Source organism: Flavobacterium sp. HJSW_4, from assembly GCF_042436695.1.
Lineage (GTDB): Bacteria > Bacteroidota > Bacteroidia > Flavobacteriales > Flavobacteriaceae > Flavobacterium.
In genome coordinates this window covers 1-19,156 of sequence record NZ_JBHNPP010000051.1, presented here as the reverse complement: position 1 = coordinate 19,156, position 19,156 = coordinate 1, and the positions used below count along the sequence as shown (strand labels likewise).

General features: G+C 33.0%; 16 protein-coding genes. 14 read left to right on the top strand and 2 right to left on the bottom strand.

The genetic code is table 11. The annotated features are described in order from the left end of the window. The 11 genes from ACE01P_RS23450 to ACE01P_RS23400 form a co-directional block, all read left to right on the top strand. Window positions 1–253: glycoside hydrolase family 88 protein (locus tag ACE01P_RS23450; RefSeq protein WP_379701485.1), on the top strand; the 253-nt coding region annotated here is incomplete at its 5' end. Window positions 254–275: 22 nt separating this feature from the next. Then, a complete protein-coding gene (locus ACE01P_RS23445) occupies window positions 276–1,499 on the top strand; it encodes a glycoside hydrolase family 105 protein (protein ID WP_379701484.1) in 1,224 nt (407 codons plus the stop codon). A 167-nt stretch (window positions 1,500–1,666) separates the two neighbouring features. Next, the gene (locus tag ACE01P_RS23440) at window positions 1,667–3,256 is read left to right on the top strand and encodes a glycoside hydrolase 43 family protein (protein WP_379701483.1); all 1,590 of its coding nucleotides are present in this window, start codon (window positions 1,667–1,669) and stop codon (window positions 3,254–3,256) included. Window positions 3,257–3,262: 6 nt separating this feature from the next. Beyond that, entirely contained in the window at window positions 3,263–5,263 is a 2,001-nt protein-coding gene (gene pelA / locus ACE01P_RS23435; RefSeq protein WP_379701482.1) for a pectate lyase, read from the top strand. A gap of 88 nt (window positions 5,264–5,351) precedes the next feature. After that, window positions 5,352–6,707 (top strand): glycoside hydrolase family 28 protein, encoded by a 1,356-nt coding sequence (locus ACE01P_RS23430; RefSeq protein WP_379701481.1) that lies wholly within the window; start codon window positions 5,352–5,354, stop codon window positions 6,705–6,707. A gap of 283 nt (window positions 6,708–6,990) precedes the next feature. Then, window positions 6,991–7,734 (top strand): rhamnogalacturonan acetylesterase, encoded by a 744-nt coding sequence (locus ACE01P_RS23425; RefSeq protein ID WP_379701480.1) that lies wholly within the window; start codon window positions 6,991–6,993, stop codon window positions 7,732–7,734. A 207-nt stretch (window positions 7,735–7,941) separates the two neighbouring features. Next, window positions 7,942–8,475 (top strand): YcxB family protein, encoded by a 534-nt coding sequence (locus ACE01P_RS23420; RefSeq protein ID WP_379701479.1) that lies wholly within the window; start codon window positions 7,942–7,944, stop codon window positions 8,473–8,475. A gap of 160 nt (window positions 8,476–8,635) precedes the next feature. Then, on the top strand, window positions 8,636–9,070 hold the full coding sequence (locus ACE01P_RS23415) for a hypothetical protein (RefSeq protein ID WP_379701478.1): 435 nt from the start codon (window positions 8,636–8,638) through the stop codon (window positions 9,068–9,070). Between the two features lie 201 nt (window positions 9,071–9,271). Next, complete coding sequence (locus tag ACE01P_RS23410) at window positions 9,272–10,561, top strand: DUF4861 domain-containing protein (RefSeq protein WP_379701477.1); 1,290 nt, start codon at window positions 9,272–9,274, stop codon at window positions 10,559–10,561. Window positions 10,562–10,584: 23 nt separating this feature from the next. Then, window positions 10,585–11,907, top strand: coding sequence for a glycoside hydrolase family 28 protein (locus tag ACE01P_RS23405; protein WP_379701476.1), 1,323 nt, complete (start codon window positions 10,585–10,587; stop codon window positions 11,905–11,907). Window positions 11,908–12,215: 308 nt separating this feature from the next. Further along, a complete protein-coding gene (locus tag ACE01P_RS23400) occupies window positions 12,216–12,392 on the top strand; it encodes a histone H1 (protein WP_008467640.1) in 177 nt (58 codons plus the stop codon). A gap of 196 nt (window positions 12,393–12,588) precedes the next feature. Here ACE01P_RS23400 and ACE01P_RS23395 read toward each other — a convergent pair whose 3' ends face one another. After that, window positions 12,589–13,344 (bottom strand): response regulator transcription factor, encoded by a 756-nt coding sequence (locus ACE01P_RS23395; protein WP_379701475.1) that lies wholly within the window; start codon window positions 13,342–13,344, stop codon window positions 12,589–12,591. Window positions 13,345–13,560: 216 nt separating this feature from the next. Here ACE01P_RS23395 and ACE01P_RS23390 point away from each other — a divergent pair, with 216 nt between their 5' ends. Continuing rightward, on the top strand, window positions 13,561–14,739 hold the full coding sequence (locus ACE01P_RS23390; protein ID WP_379701474.1) for a serine hydrolase domain-containing protein: 1,179 nt from the start codon (window positions 13,561–13,563) through the stop codon (window positions 14,737–14,739). Between the two features lie 163 nt (window positions 14,740–14,902). Here ACE01P_RS23390 and ACE01P_RS23385 read toward each other — a convergent pair whose 3' ends face one another. Next, window positions 14,903–15,943: a GntR family transcriptional regulator gene (locus tag ACE01P_RS23385; RefSeq protein WP_379701487.1), complete on the bottom strand. Its 1,041-nt coding sequence runs from the start codon at window positions 15,941–15,943 to the stop codon at window positions 14,903–14,905. Between the two features lie 388 nt (window positions 15,944–16,331). Between ACE01P_RS23385 and rhaT the strand changes: the two genes are divergently transcribed. Together rhaT and ACE01P_RS23375 are read left to right on the top strand one after the other, a co-directional pair. Next, the gene (gene rhaT / locus ACE01P_RS23380; protein ID WP_379701473.1) at window positions 16,332–17,381 is read left to right on the top strand and encodes an L-rhamnose/proton symporter RhaT; all 1,050 of its coding nucleotides are present in this window, start codon (window positions 16,332–16,334) and stop codon (window positions 17,379–17,381) included. 25 nt (window positions 17,382–17,406) lie between these two features. Next, a partial coding sequence (locus tag ACE01P_RS23375) for a bifunctional rhamnulose-1-phosphate aldolase/short-chain dehydrogenase (RefSeq protein ID WP_379701472.1) occupies window positions 17,407–19,156 on the top strand: 1,750 nt, incomplete at its 3' end.

Sequence of the window (19,156 nt, the reverse complement as noted above, 5' to 3'; positions counted from 1 at the left end):
AGCAAAAAAAGGATATCTTCCTAAAAGCTATAAAAACTTAGCAGAAAAAGGATTTGACGGTATTGTAAAAAAACTCATTACAGTAGATCCAGACGGAGAAATTCATATTACACAAGTTTGCGCGAGTGCAGGTTTAGGAGGAAATCCGTATAGAGATGGTTCTTATGAATATTATATAGGCGAGAAAATAAAAATAGATAATTCTCATGGATTAGGACCTTTTATTTTAGCCGCAGTTGAATTAGAAAAATAGTAGAATTTAAATATATTTTGAAATGAAAAAGAGTAGAAAGCAAGGTTATTTTATGTCGATTTTGATGGCTTGTTTTATGACCATTACAAGTTGTAAAGTAACATCGCAAGAGCCAGCAAAAACAGACATCGTAATTGGAAAAAATGCGAAATGGTCTGATAAAATGGCCTTGACATTGATGAAACGTCATCCAGAAGCATACATGATCGACGATGCTAAAAAACCAAAGTGGGATTATGTTCACGCTTTAGTATTGCATTCAATCGAAGAATTGTACAAAAAAAATCCAGATCCTAGATACAAAGCTTACATAAGAGGTTATGTAGATAATTTGGTTCAAGCTGACGGGAGCATTAATACGTACGAATTTGATAAATATAATATTGATTTAGTATTGCCAGGACGTTTGCTTTTTGATGTTTATGAAACTTCAAAAGAAGAGAAATATTTAAAAGCACTGCAATTAATTCGTAAACAGCTTACAGAACAACCAAGAACACAAAGTGGAGGATTTTGGCACAAACAAATCTATCCAAATCAAATGTGGTTAGATGGTTTGTATATGGGAGAGCCTTTCTACGCAGAATACACAGCTAAATTCGAAAATGGAAAAAGCTTTGACGATATCGCAAAACAATTCGAAGTAATTCAATTAAAAGCTACAGATCCAAAAACAGGATTATTGTACCACGGTTGGGACGAAAGTAAACAAATGCCTTGGGCAAATAAAGAAACAGGAAACTCTCCAAACTTCTGGTCTAGATCTTTAGGTTGGTATGCAATGGCTTTGGTTGATGTTTTAGATTATATGCCAAAAGATCACCCGAAAAGAAAAGACTTGATTAAATATTTAAATAATGTTTCTGAGGCTTTACTAAAATTCCAAGATAAATCTGGATTGTGGTATCAAGTTACAGATAAAGCGGAAGGAAAAGACAATTATTTAGAAGCTTCTGGATCTGCAATGTTTTCATATGCTTTTGCAAAAGGAGCGAACAAAGGATATTTGCCAGCTAAATTTAAAAAAGCAGCCAACAAAGCTTTTGACGGATTAACAACGGTATTAATCAAAAAAGTAGATGAAGATGGCGGAATAACTTTAACAAACTGCTGTCAAGTAGCAGGTTTAGGAGGAAATCCTTATCGTGACGGTTCTTACGAATATTACGTAAACGAAAGAAAAAAAGACAACGATCCTAAAGCAACTGGACCATTTATTTTGGCAGCTTTAGAATTAAACAGATAATTGTTAATGTTTAATTATCAATTGTAAATTCTTGAATTAGGAGTTTTGTCTCCCTGAGCGAAGTCGAAGGACCGCACAGAAATTCAAGAAAGAAAAGTAAACTTGCTTAAGTAAAGACCCGACAGGTTTTAAAAGTCTGTCGGGTTTAATAAAATAATGACTTTAAAATGAAAAATATAAAAATCATCCTTTTTCTTCTTGCTATTTTTTGCTTTCAGAAGAATACCGCACAAGTCTGGACATCAGATAACGGAGACGGAACATTTACCAATCCGATTCTGCATGCCGATTATTCAGATCCGGATGTTGTTCGCGTAGGCGATGATTATTATATGACAGCTTCTTCTTTTAACTGCATTCCGGGGCTTCCGATTTTGCATTCTAAAGATTTGGTTAATTGGAAAATTATTGGTCATGCCTTGGTTAAACAACCACCTTTTGAAACCTACGATAGAGTTCAGCACGGAAATGGAGTTTGGGCGCCAAGTATTACCTATCATAAAAATGAATTTTACATTTATTATCCGGATCCCGATTTCGGAATTTATTTAATTAAAGCAAAAAAAGCAGAAGGGCCTTGGTCTGAACCGCTTTTAGTAAAAGCAGGAAAAGGCTTGATCGATCCTAGTCCGCTTTGGGATACAGATGGAAAAGCATATCTAACTCATGCTTTTGCCGGAAGTCGCGCACAAATTAAAAGCCTTTTGGTAGTTTGTACCATGAATCCAGAAGGAACCGTTGTAAATAACGATGAAGTAATGGTTATCGACGGACATAAAGGCGAAGAAACAATTGAAGGCCCTAAGTTTTATAAGCGAAATGGCTATTACTACATTTTTGCTCCTGCAGGTGGTGTTCCAACAGGCTGGCAGACTATTTTAAGATCGAAAAATGTTTTCGGACCGTATGAAAAAAAGAAGGTTCTAGAACAAGGTTCGACCAAGATAAATGGTCCGCATCAAGGTGCTTGGGTTACGACTCAGACAGGCGAAGATTGGTTTTTCCATTTTCAAGATAAAGATGCTTATGGACGAATTGTTCATTTACAACCAATGAAATGGGTAAATGACTGGCCAGTTATGGGCGAGGATTACGATAAAAACGGAATTGGAGAACCAGTAACTACTTATAAAAAACCAAATGTTGGTAAAAAATATCCGATAGAAACTCCTGCAGAATCAGACGAGTTTAATTCGCCAAAATTAGGTTTACAATGGCAATGGCAAGCAAATAGACAAATCAATTGGGGATTTCCAACGAGTTTAGGTTACTTGAATTTATTTTGCAATACATCTTCTCAGAACATCTTCAATGCTCCAAATTTATTGTTGCAGAAATTTCCAGCAGAAGAATTTACAGCCACTACAAAACTGACTTTCAACCCGAGATTAAATCGCGAATCTACAGGTTTAATAGTAATGGGATTAGATTATAGTTTTCTAAGTTTTAAAAATAATGGAGGAAAACTATTCTTAAGTCAGAAAACAGGAACATTTGACAAAACGGTTTCAGAAACAGAAACGACACCGATAGCAATAGAAAGCAATACCATTTACTTGAGAGTAAAAATTGGTAAAGAAGGAATTTGCAGCTTCTTTTACAGTTTAGACGATAAAAATTATCAAAAAATTGGAAATGATTTTAAGGCAAAAGAAGGAAAATGGATTGGTGCCAAAGTCGGACTTTTTGCTTTAGGCGAAGAAGTAAAAAACGATTCTGGAAATGTTGAAGTAGATTGGTTTAGAATAACGAAATAATAAGAAATGATACAGTTTAAAAAACATATAATTCTTTTTTTATGCCTTTGCAGTTTTGCTGTAAAATCTCAGAATACATACAAAAGATGGTCTGAAATTATTCGAAAGAATGATGCTTCTTGGTTTGCTTCGGCGGAAGCCAAAAAAATAGCGGAGAATGTGTTGTTATACCAAAGAGATATTGGAGGTTGGCCAAAGAATATCCAAATGCAAGATGAATTGACTGAAAAACAGAAAAAGGATTTAATTGCTCTTAAAAAAACGGCTGTAGAAACCACAACAGACAATGGAGCTACTTGTCAAGAAATGCTTTTTATGTCTAAAATGTATGCTCAAGTTAAAGACGAACGTTATGCAGCATCTTTCTTAAAAGGCGTAAACTATCTTTTAGAAGCACAATATGCAAATGGCGGATGGCCACAGTTTTATCCGTTAAAAAAAGGCTATTATACTCATATTACTTACAATGACGATTCGATGGTAAACATCATGAATGTCATAAGAGAAATAGCAGATCAGACGGATTATTACAGCATAAAGCCTTCAGCAGAAATTGTCGGAAAATGTAAAAAAGCATTCGATAAAGGAATTGATTGTATTCTAAAAACACAATACAAACAAAACGGAGTTTTAACTGCGTGGTGCGCACAGCATGACGAAGTCACTCTAGCTCCCGCAAATGCAAGAGCTTTTGAACTAGCATCTTTAAGCGGTTATGAGTCGACAAAAATTACGTTGCTTTTAATGTCAATTGATAAGCCTTCGCGAGAAATTGTGACTGCGGTTAAAAGTGCTGAAGCATGGTTTGAAAAAACAAAAATCACCAATTTAGAAGAAAAAAGAGTGCTGAATGATGCTGGAAAAATTGTAGACAAAAAAATGATTCCGGCCATAAATGCAAAACCAATTTGGGCAAGATTTATGGATTTAGAAACCAACGAACCATTCTTTTGCGATCGTGACGGAATTAAGAAAAAGTCGCTGGATCAAATCGGATCAGAGAGAAGAAACGGTTATTCGTGGTACTCAGATGCACCTGAAGAAGTTTTGAAAAAATATGCTTATTGGGCAGTTAAAAACGGAACTAAAGTTGGCGCTACAGAAAAGAAAAATGTAAACTATATTACGGTAGCACAAGACGGTTCTGGAGATTTTACTAAAATTCAAGATGCCGTTTATGCAACTCCTGCGTTTCCGTATGAGAAAGTAACAATCTTTGTAAAAAACGGAATTTATAACGAAAAAGTACGAATTCCAGAATGGAACAACAATGTCATTTTGCAAGGAGAGAGCAAAGAAAATACGATAATTACTTATGATGATAATTTCTCTAAAATTGGTTTAGGAAGAAATAGCACTTTTTATACGTCTACACTTTTGGTTGAAGGAGATGATTTTTCAGCATCAAATCTTACGATTAAAAATACATCTGGCGAACACGGACAAGCGATTGCTTTATCTGTAGTGGCAAATCGTGCTAAGATTGTAAATTGTAATCTTTTAGGAAATCAAGATACTTTGTATTTGTCTGGAAAAGATGCCAAACAATATTTTAAAGATTGTTATATTGAAGGAACAACCGATTTTATATTTGGAGGCGCAACAGCTCTATTTGAAAATTGCACTATTCACAGTATAAAAAGTTCTTATATCACAGCGGCTTCAACGCCAGAAGGAACTTCATTCGGTTTCGTTTTTAAAAACTGTAAACTCACTGCAAATCCAGAAGCAAAAGATGTTTATTTAGGAAGACCTTGGCGCATTTATGCAAAAACGGTTTTTATAAATTGCGAAATGGGTAATCAAATTAAACCTGAAGGCTGGGAAAATTGGTCAAAACCAGAAGCAGAAAAAAAATCTTTTTATGCAGAATACAATTGTAGCGGAGAAGGATTTCAGCCATCAAAAAGAGTAAAATGGTCACATCAGCTTTTAAAAAAAGAAGCAACACAATATTCGATAGAAAATATCCTTAAAGATAAGATCGCAAACTGGTATTCTCTTTAGTCCCAGTCCCAGTTCTCAGTCGCAGTTTCAGTCGGCACTGAAAACTGGGATTGCGACTGCGACTAGCACGCACCTAAAATAAAAAAACATGAATTTCAAATACTTCTTTCTAATCTTCCTTTCGTGGGCATCATTTGCGCAGAATAGCGATTTTCCGTCAGCTACAGTGGATTCTATTGTGAAACGGATTCAGCTTCCAATAATAACTTCCTATCGGATTAATGTTCTGACATTGGGTGCAAAAGGCGATTCTATTACAGATAATAAAAAGGCTTTTGATAAAGCAATGGCTTTGTGTAAAAAGAATAAAGGCGGAACCATTATAGTTCCAAAAGGAATTTATAAAATCAACGGACCTATACATTTTGTAAGCAATGTAAACCTTAGAATTGAAAAAGGAGCTAAAATAAAGTTCAGTGATAATCCGAAAGATTATCTTCCAATGGTTTTAACAAGCTGGGAAGGGACGATGTTGTATAATTACAGTCCGCTTATTTATGCTAATAATTGTACGAATATTTCCATTTCTGGCGAAGGAACAATTGATGGAGAAGGAGGAAAGACTTGGAAAACTTTTAAAGCAAAAGAAAACGAAGGCAAAAATAGAAGCCGTGAAATGAATCACAATAACACTCCATTAGAAGAAAGAAAATTTGGAGAAGGCTATTTTTTAAGACCACAGATGATTCAGTTTTTAAACTGCAAAAATATATTAGTAGAAAATATTAGAATAGAAAATTCTCCGTTTTGGTGTTTACATCTTTTAAAATCAGAAAGTATAACCGTTCGTGGCATAAGTTATAAATCGTTAAATCATAATAATGACGGAATCGATCCCGAATATGCAAAAGATGTTTTAATTGAGAATGTTGCTTTTGACAACGGTGACGATAATGTGGCTATAAAAGCAGGAAGAGATCACGAAGGAAGAGCTAATACGGCAACTCCAAGTCAAAACATTGTGATTAGAAATTGTAATTTTAAGGGATTGCACGGAGTTGTAATCGGCAGTGAAATGTCGGCAGGTGTACAGAATGTATTTGTAGAAAATTGTAAAACAGTTGGTTATTTAAAAAGAGGAATTTATTTAAAAACTAATGCAGATCGAGGCGGATATATCAAAAATATATTTGTTAGAAATATTCAATTAGATCAAGTAGAAGACTGCCTTTACATTACAGCCAATTATCATGGAGAAGGCAACGGTTTTCAATCAGATATATCAAATGTACATTTTTCGAATATCACTTGTAACAAAGCATCAGAATCTGGAATTGTAATTCAAGGATTTCCGGATAAAAAAATCAAAAACATAACATTAAAAGACATAGAAATTAAGCAAGCAAAAAACGCCCTGTCTAATGAAAATGCAGAAAACGTTTTAATGACAGATGTTTTTATCGGACAAAAAGCTAGCGTGCCTACAGCGGTTTCGAAAAATTAAGTTTTTTAGATTCAAAGGGATAAAGATTTTCCGTAGAGATGCACTACAGTGTGTCTAACGATAGAATATCCGCAAAGTTTAGCGTCCTACCGTAGAGAAATTAAAAAGAAAACCTTGCACTCCTGCGGTAGAAAAAACATAAAGCACACAAAATAAAATCTGCGAGAACAAATTTTTTCACGCAGATTTAAAAAGATCAAAGCAGATTTGTCAGATTTTTTAAATAGATCTGAGCAAATCAGCTAAAATCAGCAAAATCTGCGTGAAACAAATAAACAAGCAAATGAAAAAATACATCATACTAACACTCCTAATCACTTCACTAGGTTTCGCTCAAAAAACAACTTTATATTGTATTGGAGACTCCACAATGGCCAATAAAAAAGACCCTGAAAAAAATCCAGAACACGGATGGGCACAAGTTTTACAGCCTTTCTTTACAGATAATATAATTGTTGAGAACAAAGCCGTAAACGGCAGAAGCACAAAGAGTTTTATAGCAGAAAAACGTTGGGATTCCATTTATACTAAGTTGAAAAAAGGAGACTATGTTTTTATTGAATTTGGACATAATGACGAAAAAATAGAAGATCCAAGTCGTTACACTAATCCGCATACGGTTTACAGATACAACTTGATAAAATTTGTAAAAGAGAGCAGAGCAAAAGGAGCCATTCCTGTTTTGTTGACTTCTATTTCGAGACGTAATTTTAACGAAAAAGGAGTTCTAATTCCAACACATGGCGATTATCCATTAGAAACTCGTTTGGTGGCACAGGAGTACAAAGTTCCTTTTATTGATTTAGAATATTTTACAGAAGTGCTAGAACAATCATACGGACCTGAGCAATCGAAACTGTTGCACTTGCATTTTAAAGCAGGAGAAAATCCGTATTACGATAAAGATAAAGCAGATGATACGCATTTGTCTTTGAAAGGAGCTACAGAAATAGCTCAAATTGCTGTCAACGAAATCAAACAATCTCAAGATTCTTCTTTGCAGAAACTGAAAAAAGAAATAAAGTAGTTTTAGTTTGAACTAAAAAATAAAAATTGCTAAACCTGTAATTTCTCTCGTGGAATTACAGGTTTTTTGTTTTGCTGCTTTTGTAATAATGAAATTGTAATTTTTTGAATTATGTCCTTTTTTGATAGTTTAAAAGCTTTTATGTCCGCTTTGAAAATTGACTTAGTAATATTTTTGCTTTAAGAATAATCGGCAAAATGGACAATTATGTATACCGCAAACTTTTCATTAGAATTTCAATTGGATGTTTCAGAAATTAAAATGCTTAATAAAATGTATTTTAAGCATTTGTTCAAAGAACGAATAGTTTTTGCTCTCCTTATCGTTTTATTGTTATTGATACTAAATGATTTTAGTTTGCAAATGGACTATCTTGATTGGTTAATACGAAGTCTGCTTTTGGTTATTTTTTTTGTAATAATTCAGTTTTTGCTGATAGATGTTATCTCTAAATCGATTTTTAAATTGACAAAAATAATTGCAGGATCGAAAAAAACTTCCAGTAAATACAAGCTCTCTTTTAACTATTCTGATATTTGTGTCAAATCGCCATTGGGAGAATTAACTCATAAATGGTCTAAGATTGAAAAAGTTATTCAAACCAAAAACTTCTTATTTCTATACGTAAAAGAGCAAAATGGCTACATAATATCTATTTCTAAGAAAGAAAGCAATTCTAGAAAAATTGAAGAATTACTTTCTTTTGTAGAAAAAAATGTTACACCTGTTATCAAAGTATAAGCTCTTTTACTAAAAATAATGTCTGCTAGAAAATGTCTTATTCTTATCTTTTTATGACTTAATGGGACAGTAAATAATGAATCATAAATATAATTTTACATTTCTTAATTGATGATTATTAAGGAAATGAATATTTACTGTAGGATCTAAAAAAATGCGAATGAAAAAGGAAAGAATTTTAGTGAGAGATAATAAAGGTACCTTTTTGAAAATGTTTAAACGAAAACTAAAATCTGAATTTGATTTTTTTGAAAAATCATTTTTCGATAATAGTGAAGAAAAGGTAAAGCAATATGATCGTATTATTTATGTAGTCTATGATAAGAACGAACTGCTTGGTTTTCTGCAGCAGAATAACACTAGAAATGTTTTGGTTTGTCTATTTGATAAGCAGTTTTATGCGAGCCTGTCTTTTTTAGAAATAATGAACAGTTTGATATTGTTTGATGAATGCAAGACAAGTAGAGAAATTTTTAAGGAAATAAAAGCTTTTTTTAAAAAGAAAAAAGACTTAACCACTCAGAAAATTTCTTTAAAAAAGCCGAATAATATTGAGTTCCCAGAATATTATAAGGCAATGTATTATTTAATGTGATAGGCCTTTATTTTTTATGTTTTTTTTCTAGCACAATTCTTAGGTGAGATAGTGCTTTTAATTGCAGGATAAGTGTGGTGCTTTATCCTGCATTTTTTTAACAACATAATGAGGTTAAAAAGAGAAGTTTTCTGTCTTTAAGTGTTGATATAACAATTAAAAATCTTAAATTGTTCTGTAAAAAATAAAGAATAAGACAGAATGAAAACAAGAGTATTATTTTATCTTCCAATTACTTTAGTAGCAACTATTTTAACAAGCTGTAAAGTTTCTCAAAACGTATCAGAAAAAACAATTGTACTAAAAAACAGCAGCTCTTTAGCGCTTTCGCAAAAAGCAATTTCTATAAAAAGAGAGAGTATTGGAGAAATCAATATAAAAGGAACTTTCCCAATTTTACTTTCTAAAACGGATACAATTCCAGCACAAACAAATGACCTTAATGGCGACGGAAAATGGGACGAACTTTTCTTTGTAGCTGATTTTTCGCCAAACGAAGAAAAAAATATTCAATTAAAATGGTCTGAAACAGATCCGAAGTTTACTGTAAAGACCAGTGTTCGTTTTGGAAAAAGAGAAGGAAAAAATCTTCCAGTGCATCCAGATACACAAGAAGTTTTAATGGCAGATCAAGTTCTTAAAAAGCTAGGCTATCAAAAATACCAAACAGACGGGCCAACTTGGGAAAATGACAAAGTTGGTTTTAGACATTATTTGGACGGAAGAAATTCTAAAGATGTTTTTGGGAAAAAGCTTCCGGGGATAACTCCAGAAAATGTTGGTATAAACAGTAAAGGAGAAGTCGAAGACAATTATCATGTGATGTACGATTGGGGAAGAGATATTTTTCCGGTTGGAAGTTCTGTAGGTTTAGGTGGTTATGCATTGTTAATTGACAATAAAATAGACCGACTTGGAATTTTAGGAAATGATACAATTAATAATGTTGAAAAAACGACTTTTAAGATTGTATCTGAAGGACCGGTAAATTCTGTTTTAAGCTATCACTATCAAAATTGGAAAGCTTCTGGAAATCTTTATCAAGTGCATGAAACCACTTCGATCTGGCCAGGAATGTATGGTTTTAAAAACACAGTTTCAATAGACGGTGTCAAAGGAAAAGAAACTTTTCTTGCTGCGCTTTCTAATTTGAACAATAAAAATCCGCTTCAGGTTATTGAAGCTGGAGATTGGGTTTGTTTAATTCAGCACGATTATTTGACTTACGAACGTCAATGGATTTTAGGAACAGCAATTTTAGTTCCCGCAAATATTTATCAAGGTTATATTGAAGCTCCTAAAACGGGACAGCTGACAGATTCGTATTTAGCAAAATTGAAAGTTGACAATAAAAAAGAAATCAGCTATTATGCCATTGCCGCGTGGGAACTGAGCGCGGACAAAGGTTTTAATGATTCCGCTTTTTTTACCAATTATGTGACCAATTTAGCAAAACAGCTTTCGGCTAAAATTAAAGTTGAAATAAAGTAATTTTTAAAATTATAACTGTTCACATGAGAAAGATTCTTGTTGTTTTAGCTTTTATAGGCGGTTTGAATTTCTGCTTTTCGCAACAAAATCAAGAATCTTTTCCTGATGGAACTCCAGTTGGCGATTGGTTTAAAAATTATCAAAAATTACAGTTAAAAGATTTAGGGAAGCAATATCGCATAACAGATTTTGGCGTTAAACAAGACAGTACGGTAATTCAAACAGAAGTGATTCAAGCGTTAATTGACCAAGCATCGGCAAATGGAGGCGGTGTAATTGTAATTCCGAAAGGTGTGTTTTTGAGTGGCGCTTTGTTTTTTAAATCCAAAACAGCTTTATATTTAGCAAAAGGAGCAGTCTTAAAAGGTTCAGATAATATCATTGATTATCCAATTAGAGCTTCAAGAATAGAAGGACAAAATCTAGATTATTTTCCAGCTTTGGTTAATGCGTATGGCGTAGATCGTTTTTCTATTTCTGGAGAAGGCACTATAAATGGAAATGGAAAAAAGTTTTGGGAAGCTTTCTGGAAAAGACGCAGTGAAAATCCTGATTGTACCAATCTTGAAGTTTCTAGACCAAGATTAGTTTTTGTTTGGAATTGCAACGACGTTCAGTTTCAGGATGTAAAACTGATTAATTCTGGTTTTTGGACGAATCATTTTTACAAATGCAATAATATAAAACTGCTTAATCTTTATATTTTCTCACCTCATGTCGGAATTAAAGCGCCTAGTACAGATGCTGTAGATTTGGATGTGTGCGAAAATGTTTTGATAAAAAACTGTTACATGTCGGTTAATGATGATGCGGTTGCTTTAAAAGGAGGTAAAGGCCCATATGCGGATAAAGACCAAAATAACGGACCTAATAAAAATATCATAATTGAGGATTGTGCTTTTGGATTTTGTCATTCTGCTCTGACCAATGGGAGTGAAGCAATTCATAATCGAAATATCATTTTTAGAAACAGTAAGATTGAGGGAGCTTCACGATTACTTTGGTTAAAAATGCGACCAGATACGCCGCAGCGCTACGAATATATTTTGGTTGAAAACATAAAAGGTCAAGCCGAAACAGGTTTGGCTATTTTTGCTTGGCGACAATTTTACGATTTAAAAGATCGTCAAGATATTCCGTTGTCTTATGGAGATTATATTACCTTAAAAAATATGGATCTTAAATGCACTAATTTTTACGGAGTAGAAAAAGATCCGAATGTGAGATTAAGTAATTTTAGATTTGAGAACTTGAATATAGAGTCCTCTAAAACGAAGATTGATAAGAGCATTATAAACGGAATCATTTTTAAGAATGTCTATCTAAATAAGGCTCTTGTAGAGTGATTTTTTCCCTTTTTATGGATTTTTTTCATGTAAAAATTAACAAATTGGAGCGTTTTAAGCCTGTCTATGAAATAAAAATGTAGCGAATAAGATACTTTCTACAAAGCATTAAAACAGGTGTGGTAAAAACACTTTTCTTAATAAGTATTTGATTGTTAATGTATTGTGTTTACTGGAGGTTTTGAAAAAATAGAAGTCAATTTATTGTAAAGAAAATGAATGAAAAACTGCATTAAATTTAACAGCAAAAGTGTTGTATCTATCACACAAACTTTTATTTTTGTGGCTTAATTTAACAATATATAAGCATGAAAGATTTATTAGTAAAAATCAACGCCGAAATTGAAACATTCAAAGCTGAAGCTGAATCTTTGACTGAAAAAGGAATTAAAGCTGCTGGACCAAGAGCACGTAAATCAACTTTAGAAATTGAAAAACTTTTAAAAGAGTTCAGAAAAGTTTCTATCGAAGAATCAAAAAAATAATACAACTAAACCTCGCTGATAAAGCGGGGTTTTTTTATTTTACAAAGTAACAAAGTGCAAAGTTCAAAGTTCAAAGTACAAAGTACAAAGTACAAAGTTCAAAGTTCAAAGAGTATAACTTAGATTATAAAGTTTAAGACAAAGAGAAAAAAACTTAGAATCTCAGTATCTTAGAAACTTAGCATCTCAAAAGAAACTATATCCACTTCAGTTTTGTAGCAATAGAGCAAGCTTCAACGGTATTGTTGACTTTCATTTTCTCTAAAATATTTTGACGGTGACGACTTACCGTATTGATGCTAATAAATAGGAGCGTTGCAATCTCTTTGCTTTGTTTGCCTTCTTGAAGCATTTTAAGAATTTCTTTTTCTCTTGCAGAGAGAAAGAATTCATTTTCTTTTTCGTTCTGTTTTACAATATTTCCAGTTGCTGTATTTATGATTGCGCCTTCATATTGCAGAGTCAGAGAAAAATCAAAATTGTAAAGGCAAAGTGCCAATTCTACATCTTCATATTCATTAGAAAAATAAAACATTTTGTGTAATAAAGATTTTCCCGCAGCTTTATCGTTCATTCTCAATTTGCTGATGACACAAAAGTCTTTTCTTTCCTCCATCGGAATTGTTTTTATGAACTGAAAAAAGTGAAGTTCTAAAAGGTATTTTTGCAATACATCATCTGAATTTAATTTGCCAAAAAGTTCTTCTTCCCAAATGCTCTCAATTTCTTGCACTTGATCTTTCTTGAAAATTTCAAGTTCTTCGGCTATTTTACCCGAATAAATATAGCTTTTGTTGTTATACAAATCGCTTAAAACAGCAATGCCGTTTTCTAAATCGGCAAAGTTCTGAGCAATTTCTTGACACGTTTTTAAAACCTTTTTATTATTTAAGTTTCCTGAGTTTTTTTGCTCCAAAAGCTGTTTATTCAAATCATCTTTTATGTTTTTCATAAAAATGGTTATTTATAAGTATTGTCTTATGCTTTTAAGGCGAATATATTTGTGAGATTATAGGACTGAAATATAATAAAAAAATGGGTTTTAAATTAATTATAAAATTCTTAATTGTTTTATTTGACTTATTATCAGGTTGTTTTACATAAACTAACAGAAGAAAATGTCTGATGAAAAGTAGAATTAATTATCAATGCTGAATAAATCAAAATCATGAAAAATCTTCTTTTAATTGTTTTTTTTATAAGTATAATTTCTGCTCAAGGACAAAATTCAACCATAAAAAGACTCGACGGGAGTACAATTTCTGCAGATAGTTTGACAGCTGCAATTGAAAGTCTAATGAATAAAGCCGATGTAAAAGGATTGGCTATAGCTGTTTTTAATGCTAAAAAACCTGTTTACATGAAAACTTTTGGCTTTAGTAATGTCGAAGCCAAAAAGAAATTAGAGTTGCAAACCAATCTTTATGGCGCTTCTTTAAGTAAAGCAGTTTTTGCTGTTTTGGTTCTGAAATTGGTTGAAGAAGGAGTTATAACTTTAGACAAACCACTTCAAGATTATCTTCCGAAAGCTATTTATGAATATGATTTTAAAGTATGGCACGAAGATTTTAAAGAATTAAAGTCGTATCCAGAATATAAAAAAATAACAGCAAGAATGTGTTTGGATCATACTTCGGGTTTGCCGAATTGGCGTTGGTTTGAATCTGATGAAAAGCTGAAAGTTAAGTTTGAACCCGGAACAAGATATAGTTATTCGGGTGAAGGACTTACTTATCTTCAGGTTGTTTTGGAAAAAATTACAGGGAAAACTTTAGAAGAAATGGCTCAAGAAAAGATTTTCAAACCACTTGGAATGATGGCTTCGAGTTATAAATGGCGAGAAAAATTCGAAAAAGATTATGCTTACGGGTATGATGAAAACGGAAAAATGCAGGAAAAAGACAAAGATAATGCGCCAAGAGGAGCAGGAACGCTGGAAACTACAATAGAAGATTACAGCAAGTTTATAACTGCAATTTTGAATAAAAAAATACTTAGCGCGAAATCGTATAAAGAAATGTTCAGTCCGCAGATTCGCATTCGTTCTAAAAACCAATTTGGTCCAGGAGCGTTGGAAGATGGAAATTGGAATGACAAAACCGAACTTTCATACGGTCTAGGTTGGGGATTAGTAAAAACACCTTATGGTTATGGTGCTTTCAAAGAAGGACAAGGATCAGGTTTCCAACATTACGGAATTGTTTTTCAAGACAAAGGAACCGCAATGGTTATCATGTCGAACAGTTATCCAACAGGAAAAATAATTAAATATTTACTAGAAACAGGAATAAAAGACACTTTCACACCATGGGAATGGGACCAGTATATTCCTTACGATAAAAAGTAATTTAAAATGAAAAGGCTTTAGTCCAATATTATTTGGATAAAGCCTTTTGATTAGCTATTAGAATCTCCAGCTAAAGCTGGAGGCAATTCAATTATAATTAGTTAGAGAAAGCGTACAATAGGAAAAACCTTTGCATCTTTGAGCCTCTGTACCTTTGTACCTCTTAAATAGAATTTCTATCAATAAAATTAAAAGGGACTTTTACCTGACCTTTTTCTTTATTCAAAATCATTCTGGCAGCTGTTTCTCCCATAATATTAAAATCGGTTGACATTACGGTGATGCCAAGTAAATCTTTTAAAGGCGTATCGTTGTAGGAGATAACACCGATATCTTTTCCTAAAACAAATTCTTCATCACGAATCTGTTTCACCAAATTGACCAAATCAGATTCTTCAATTGTGATAAATAAGTCGCCTTTTTTAAGAATCATATCATCGTAAACTTCGCTTAGAATCTCAAAATTGATTTCGTGTTCCACACAGAATTTTCTAAATCCGTGTAAAATTCGTCTCGGATAAGGGTAAACCGCTTTGTCAGGATATACTAAAATTAAGCGTTTGTATTTTGAGATTTTAGAAAGACCTTCTTTTAAAGCATTGTAAATATCATTTTCGAAATCCTGATAAATTTTAATGACTTCTTCTCCGGCTCCTAATTTAATATTATCTAAAATAACCAGTTTTTCTTGCGGAATACTTTTAATAGCGTTTACAACTTCATCGGTAAAACTTAAATGTTTTAACTCATCTGTTTTAAAATGGGTTGTAATGACATAATAATCGTAAGCGCCTTCAAACTTGTCTAAGATATTCAGAAACAAAGTCTCGTCGCAATGGTAAATTTGAAGATCAACATGTGCATTTGCTCCAAGAGTGTCAATAAACGAGCTGTAAGTTTTCATTTTATACGAACTCAATTTATTGGTCAAAAATAAGATGTTAACCTTAGATTCCAGTTTTGTTCTGGTAATATAATAGCCTTTTCCTCTAATAGAAGAAATGATTTTTCGCTCTTTTAAAATATTATAGGCTTTCTCAACAGTATCGCGAGACATATAGAATTCTTCGCTGAAACTATTTATAGAAGGAATTTTTTGATTGATTTTTAAATTTCCGTTGGCGATGTTCTGAAGAATAGAGTCGACAATTTGTTTGTATTTGGGAACTCGAGAATCTTCGTCTATTTTAATAAGTTTGATCATGTTCATGTTGAGGAAATTTATCTCGTATTTCAACGAAACTCATTTTTAATTCTAAATAATTTAAAAAAAATCTCTTCTTTCAAAAAAATCCTTTAAGCAGAATCATTTTTGTAATAAAAAAGAGAATTTGACAAGGCTTGTAATCTTTTTTTTATAATTTCTAAATTTTGACCCAAATGCAGAATCAATAATTACGAAATCGATTGCTAAAATAGCCATTTTAAATTTATTTACCCAATAATTACAGGTGGTTATTTCTAATATTCTTTAGTTTTAACAAAAAATATAAAATCCGTAAAGGATAGTACAGGACAGTTTTGTTTTTGACATTCTCTTATTTTACAAAACCAAATCACTATCTAAACAAACTAAAACCAAAATTTAATAAATGGAATCATTATTAGGAATCATTTTTCATTCTATCGGAGGATTTTCTTCAGGTAGTTTTTATATGCCTTTTAAAAAAGTAAAAGACTGGGCTTGGGAAAGCTATTGGCTCGTGGGAGGATTTTTCTCTTGGCTGATCGTTCCGCCAATTGCAGCTTATTTAACGATTCCAAATTTTACTGAAATTATAGCAGCGGCATCTCCTTCAATAAAAACATTTACATTTTCGATGGGATTAGTTTGGGGAATCGGCGGACTTACTTATGGTCTTGGAGTTCGTTACCTCGGAATGTCTTTAGGGAATTCAATTACACTTGGATTTTGCTCTGCATTTGGAGCTTTAGTTCCATCAATATATTATGATTTTGTTCCAACTGAAGGAAAAATTTCATTCTCTCACATGATTTCTAATCCTGGCGGACAGCTGGTTTTATTAGGAGTTGTAGTGTATCTTATTGGAATTGCGATTTCTGGAAAAGCAGGAATGCTGAAAGAGAAAGATTTTGCAACAGGCCATGAAGATAAGGACAAAGATTTCAATCTGGTAAAAGGTCTTATTGTAGCAGTGATTTCAGGGATTTTAAGTTCATTTTTCAATTACGGAATCGAAGCTGGAAAATCAATGGCAGAACAAGCTGTGGTAAATGGTGCAAATCCTTTATTTCAAAACAATGTGACTTATGTTGTTTTATTATGGGGAGGTTTAACGACTAATTTTATCTGGTGTCTTTACTTGAATTTCAAAAACAAATCAATTAAAAATTATACAGATAAATCTACTCCAATAACTAAAAACGTTTTGTTTTCTGCTCTTGCTGGAACCATGTGGTTTTTACAGTTTTTCTTTTACGGAATGGGAGAGAGCAAATTAGGAAATGGTGCCAGCTCATGGATTTTGCACATGGCAACAATTATTTTAACAGCAAACTTTTGGGGATTTTACTTGAAAGAATGGACGGGAGTTTCTAAGAAAACATTAAGAACTTTCATTTGGGGAATTGGGCTTATTATGCTTGCAATCGTTTTGGTAGGAATTGGTAACTCATTATAAATAATACAATAATTTCAAATACTATATGTCGAATACAAACACAATTAATAATATGAATTTTAAGCATGTAAGCTACCTTTGGGATGAAGCTAAGGCAGCAGAATTAGCAGGTGATGAAGTAGCGCTTTTTATTTATCGTTCTAACTTGTTAGGGGCTGATTTAAGATTGACCAACTACGGAGGTGGAAATACTTCTGTGAAAATTACAGATAAAGATCCTCTTACTGGAGAATCTTCTGAAGTAATGTGGATTAAAGGTTCTGGTGGTGATATCGGAACGTTGACAAAATCAGGTTGTGCAGCTTTGTATTTGGACAGACTTCGTAATCTTGAAAATGTTTACAGAGGTATTGAATTTGAAGACGAAATGGTAGAATTATTCAATCACTGTATTTTCGATTTAGCGTCAAAAGCGCCTTCTATCGATACGCCTTTACATGGTTTTCTTCCATTCAAACATATTGATCACTTACATCCAGACGCGGCAATTGCTATCGCTGCAGCGAAAGATGGAAAGAAAATCACAGAAGAATTATTCAACGGAGAAATCGGTTGGGTAGGATGGCAACGTCCAGGATTTGATCTTGGTCTTCAGTTGAGAGCGTGTTTAGAAGAAGCAGCGAAAAACGGTAAAAAACTACGCGGAATCATGTTAGGTTCTCATGGTTTATTTACTTGGGGAGATACTGCGTTTGATAGTTATATTAATACGCTGGAAGTAATCGAGAAATGCGCTTCTTACTTAGAAGACAACTACGGAAAAAAACGTCCAGTTTTTGGAGGAAAGAGAATTGACAGTCTTCCAGAAGCAGACCGTAAATTAAAAGCGGCAAAAGTAGCTCCAATTTTAAGAGGTTTCTGTTCATCAGAGCGTCAAATGATTGGTCATTATACAGACGATGCAAGAGTTTTAGAATTCATTAATTCTAATGATCTTTCAAAATTAGCTCCATTAGGAACTTCTTGTCCAGATCACTTTTTAAGAACTAAAATCAGTCCATTAGTTTTAGAATTAGATCCAAACGAAGATTTATCTGATGTTGCGGCTGTTAAAGCAAAATTAGCTCCAGCTTTTGAAGCTTACCGTGCAATGTATAAAGACTATTACAATGCATGCAAAAAATCAAATTCACCAGCAATGCGTGACCCAAATCCAGTTGTTATTTTATATCCTGGAGTTGGAATGTTCACATTTGCTAAAGATAAAACAATGGCACGTTTAGCATCTGAATATTACATCAATGCTGTAAACGTAATGAAAGGTGCAGAAGCAGTTTCTGAATATACTTCTTTGCCGCACCAAGAAGCTTTTGATATTGAATATTGGTTGTTGGAAGAAGCTAAATTACAGCGTATGCCAAAACCAAAAGCATTATCTGGAAGAGTGGCATTAATCACTGGTTCTGGTGGTGGAATTGGAAAAGCTATTGCTAAAAAATTCGCTCAAGAAGGTGCTTGCGTTGTTTTAAATGATATTAACGAAGAGCGTTTAGAAGGTGCTACAGCAGAATTTGTAAAAGCATTTGGTAAAGATACCGTTTCTAGTGCTTTATTAAACGTTACAGATGAAGTAAGTACAGAAAAAGCATTAGATGAAGCTTCTTTAGCTTTTGGAGGTGTTGATATTATTGTAAATAATGCTGGAATCAGTATCTCGAAATCTATCGCAGAACACACTTTAGAAGAGTGGGACAGGTTATACGATATCTTGGTAAAAGGACAATTTATTGTTTCTAAAGCAGGAATCGAAGTAATGCGCAAACAAGGTTTTGGAG

What these genes read in the sequence shown, in the direction of transcription:
- ACE01P_RS23445 (WP_379701484.1), top strand. Translation starts at nt 276, where the DNA reads ATGAAAAAGAGTAGAAAGCAAGGTTATTTTATGTCGATTTTGATGGCT.
- ACE01P_RS23440 (WP_379701483.1), top strand. Translation starts at nt 1,667, where the DNA reads ATGAAAAATATAAAAATCATCCTTTTTCTTCTTGCTATTTTTTGCTTT.
- pelA (WP_379701482.1), top strand. Translation starts at nt 3,263, where the DNA reads ATGATACAGTTTAAAAAACATATAATTCTTTTTTTATGCCTTTGCAGT.
- ACE01P_RS23430 (WP_379701481.1), top strand. Translation starts at nt 5,352, where the DNA reads ATGAATTTCAAATACTTCTTTCTAATCTTCCTTTCGTGGGCATCATTT.
- ACE01P_RS23425 (WP_379701480.1), top strand. Translation starts at nt 6,991, where the DNA reads ATGAAAAAATACATCATACTAACACTCCTAATCACTTCACTAGGTTTC.
- ACE01P_RS23420 (WP_379701479.1), top strand. Translation starts at nt 7,942, where the DNA reads ATGTATACCGCAAACTTTTCATTAGAATTTCAATTGGATGTTTCAGAA.
- ACE01P_RS23415 (WP_379701478.1), top strand. Translation starts at nt 8,636, where the DNA reads ATGAAAAAGGAAAGAATTTTAGTGAGAGATAATAAAGGTACCTTTTTG.
- ACE01P_RS23410 (WP_379701477.1), top strand. Translation starts at nt 9,272, where the DNA reads ATGAAAACAAGAGTATTATTTTATCTTCCAATTACTTTAGTAGCAACT.
- ACE01P_RS23405 (WP_379701476.1), top strand. Translation starts at nt 10,585, where the DNA reads ATGAGAAAGATTCTTGTTGTTTTAGCTTTTATAGGCGGTTTGAATTTC.
- ACE01P_RS23400 (WP_008467640.1), top strand. Translation starts at nt 12,216, where the DNA reads ATGAAAGATTTATTAGTAAAAATCAACGCCGAAATTGAAACATTCAAA.
- ACE01P_RS23395 (WP_379701475.1), bottom strand. Translation starts at nt 13,344, where the DNA reads ATGAAAAACATAAAAGATGATTTGAATAAACAGCTTTTGGAGCAAAAA.
- ACE01P_RS23390 (WP_379701474.1), top strand. Translation starts at nt 13,561, where the DNA reads ATGAAAAATCTTCTTTTAATTGTTTTTTTTATAAGTATAATTTCTGCT.
- ACE01P_RS23385 (WP_379701487.1), bottom strand. Translation starts at nt 15,943, where the DNA reads ATGATCAAACTTATTAAAATAGACGAAGATTCTCGAGTTCCCAAATAC.
- rhaT (WP_379701473.1), top strand. Translation starts at nt 16,332, where the DNA reads ATGGAATCATTATTAGGAATCATTTTTCATTCTATCGGAGGATTTTCT.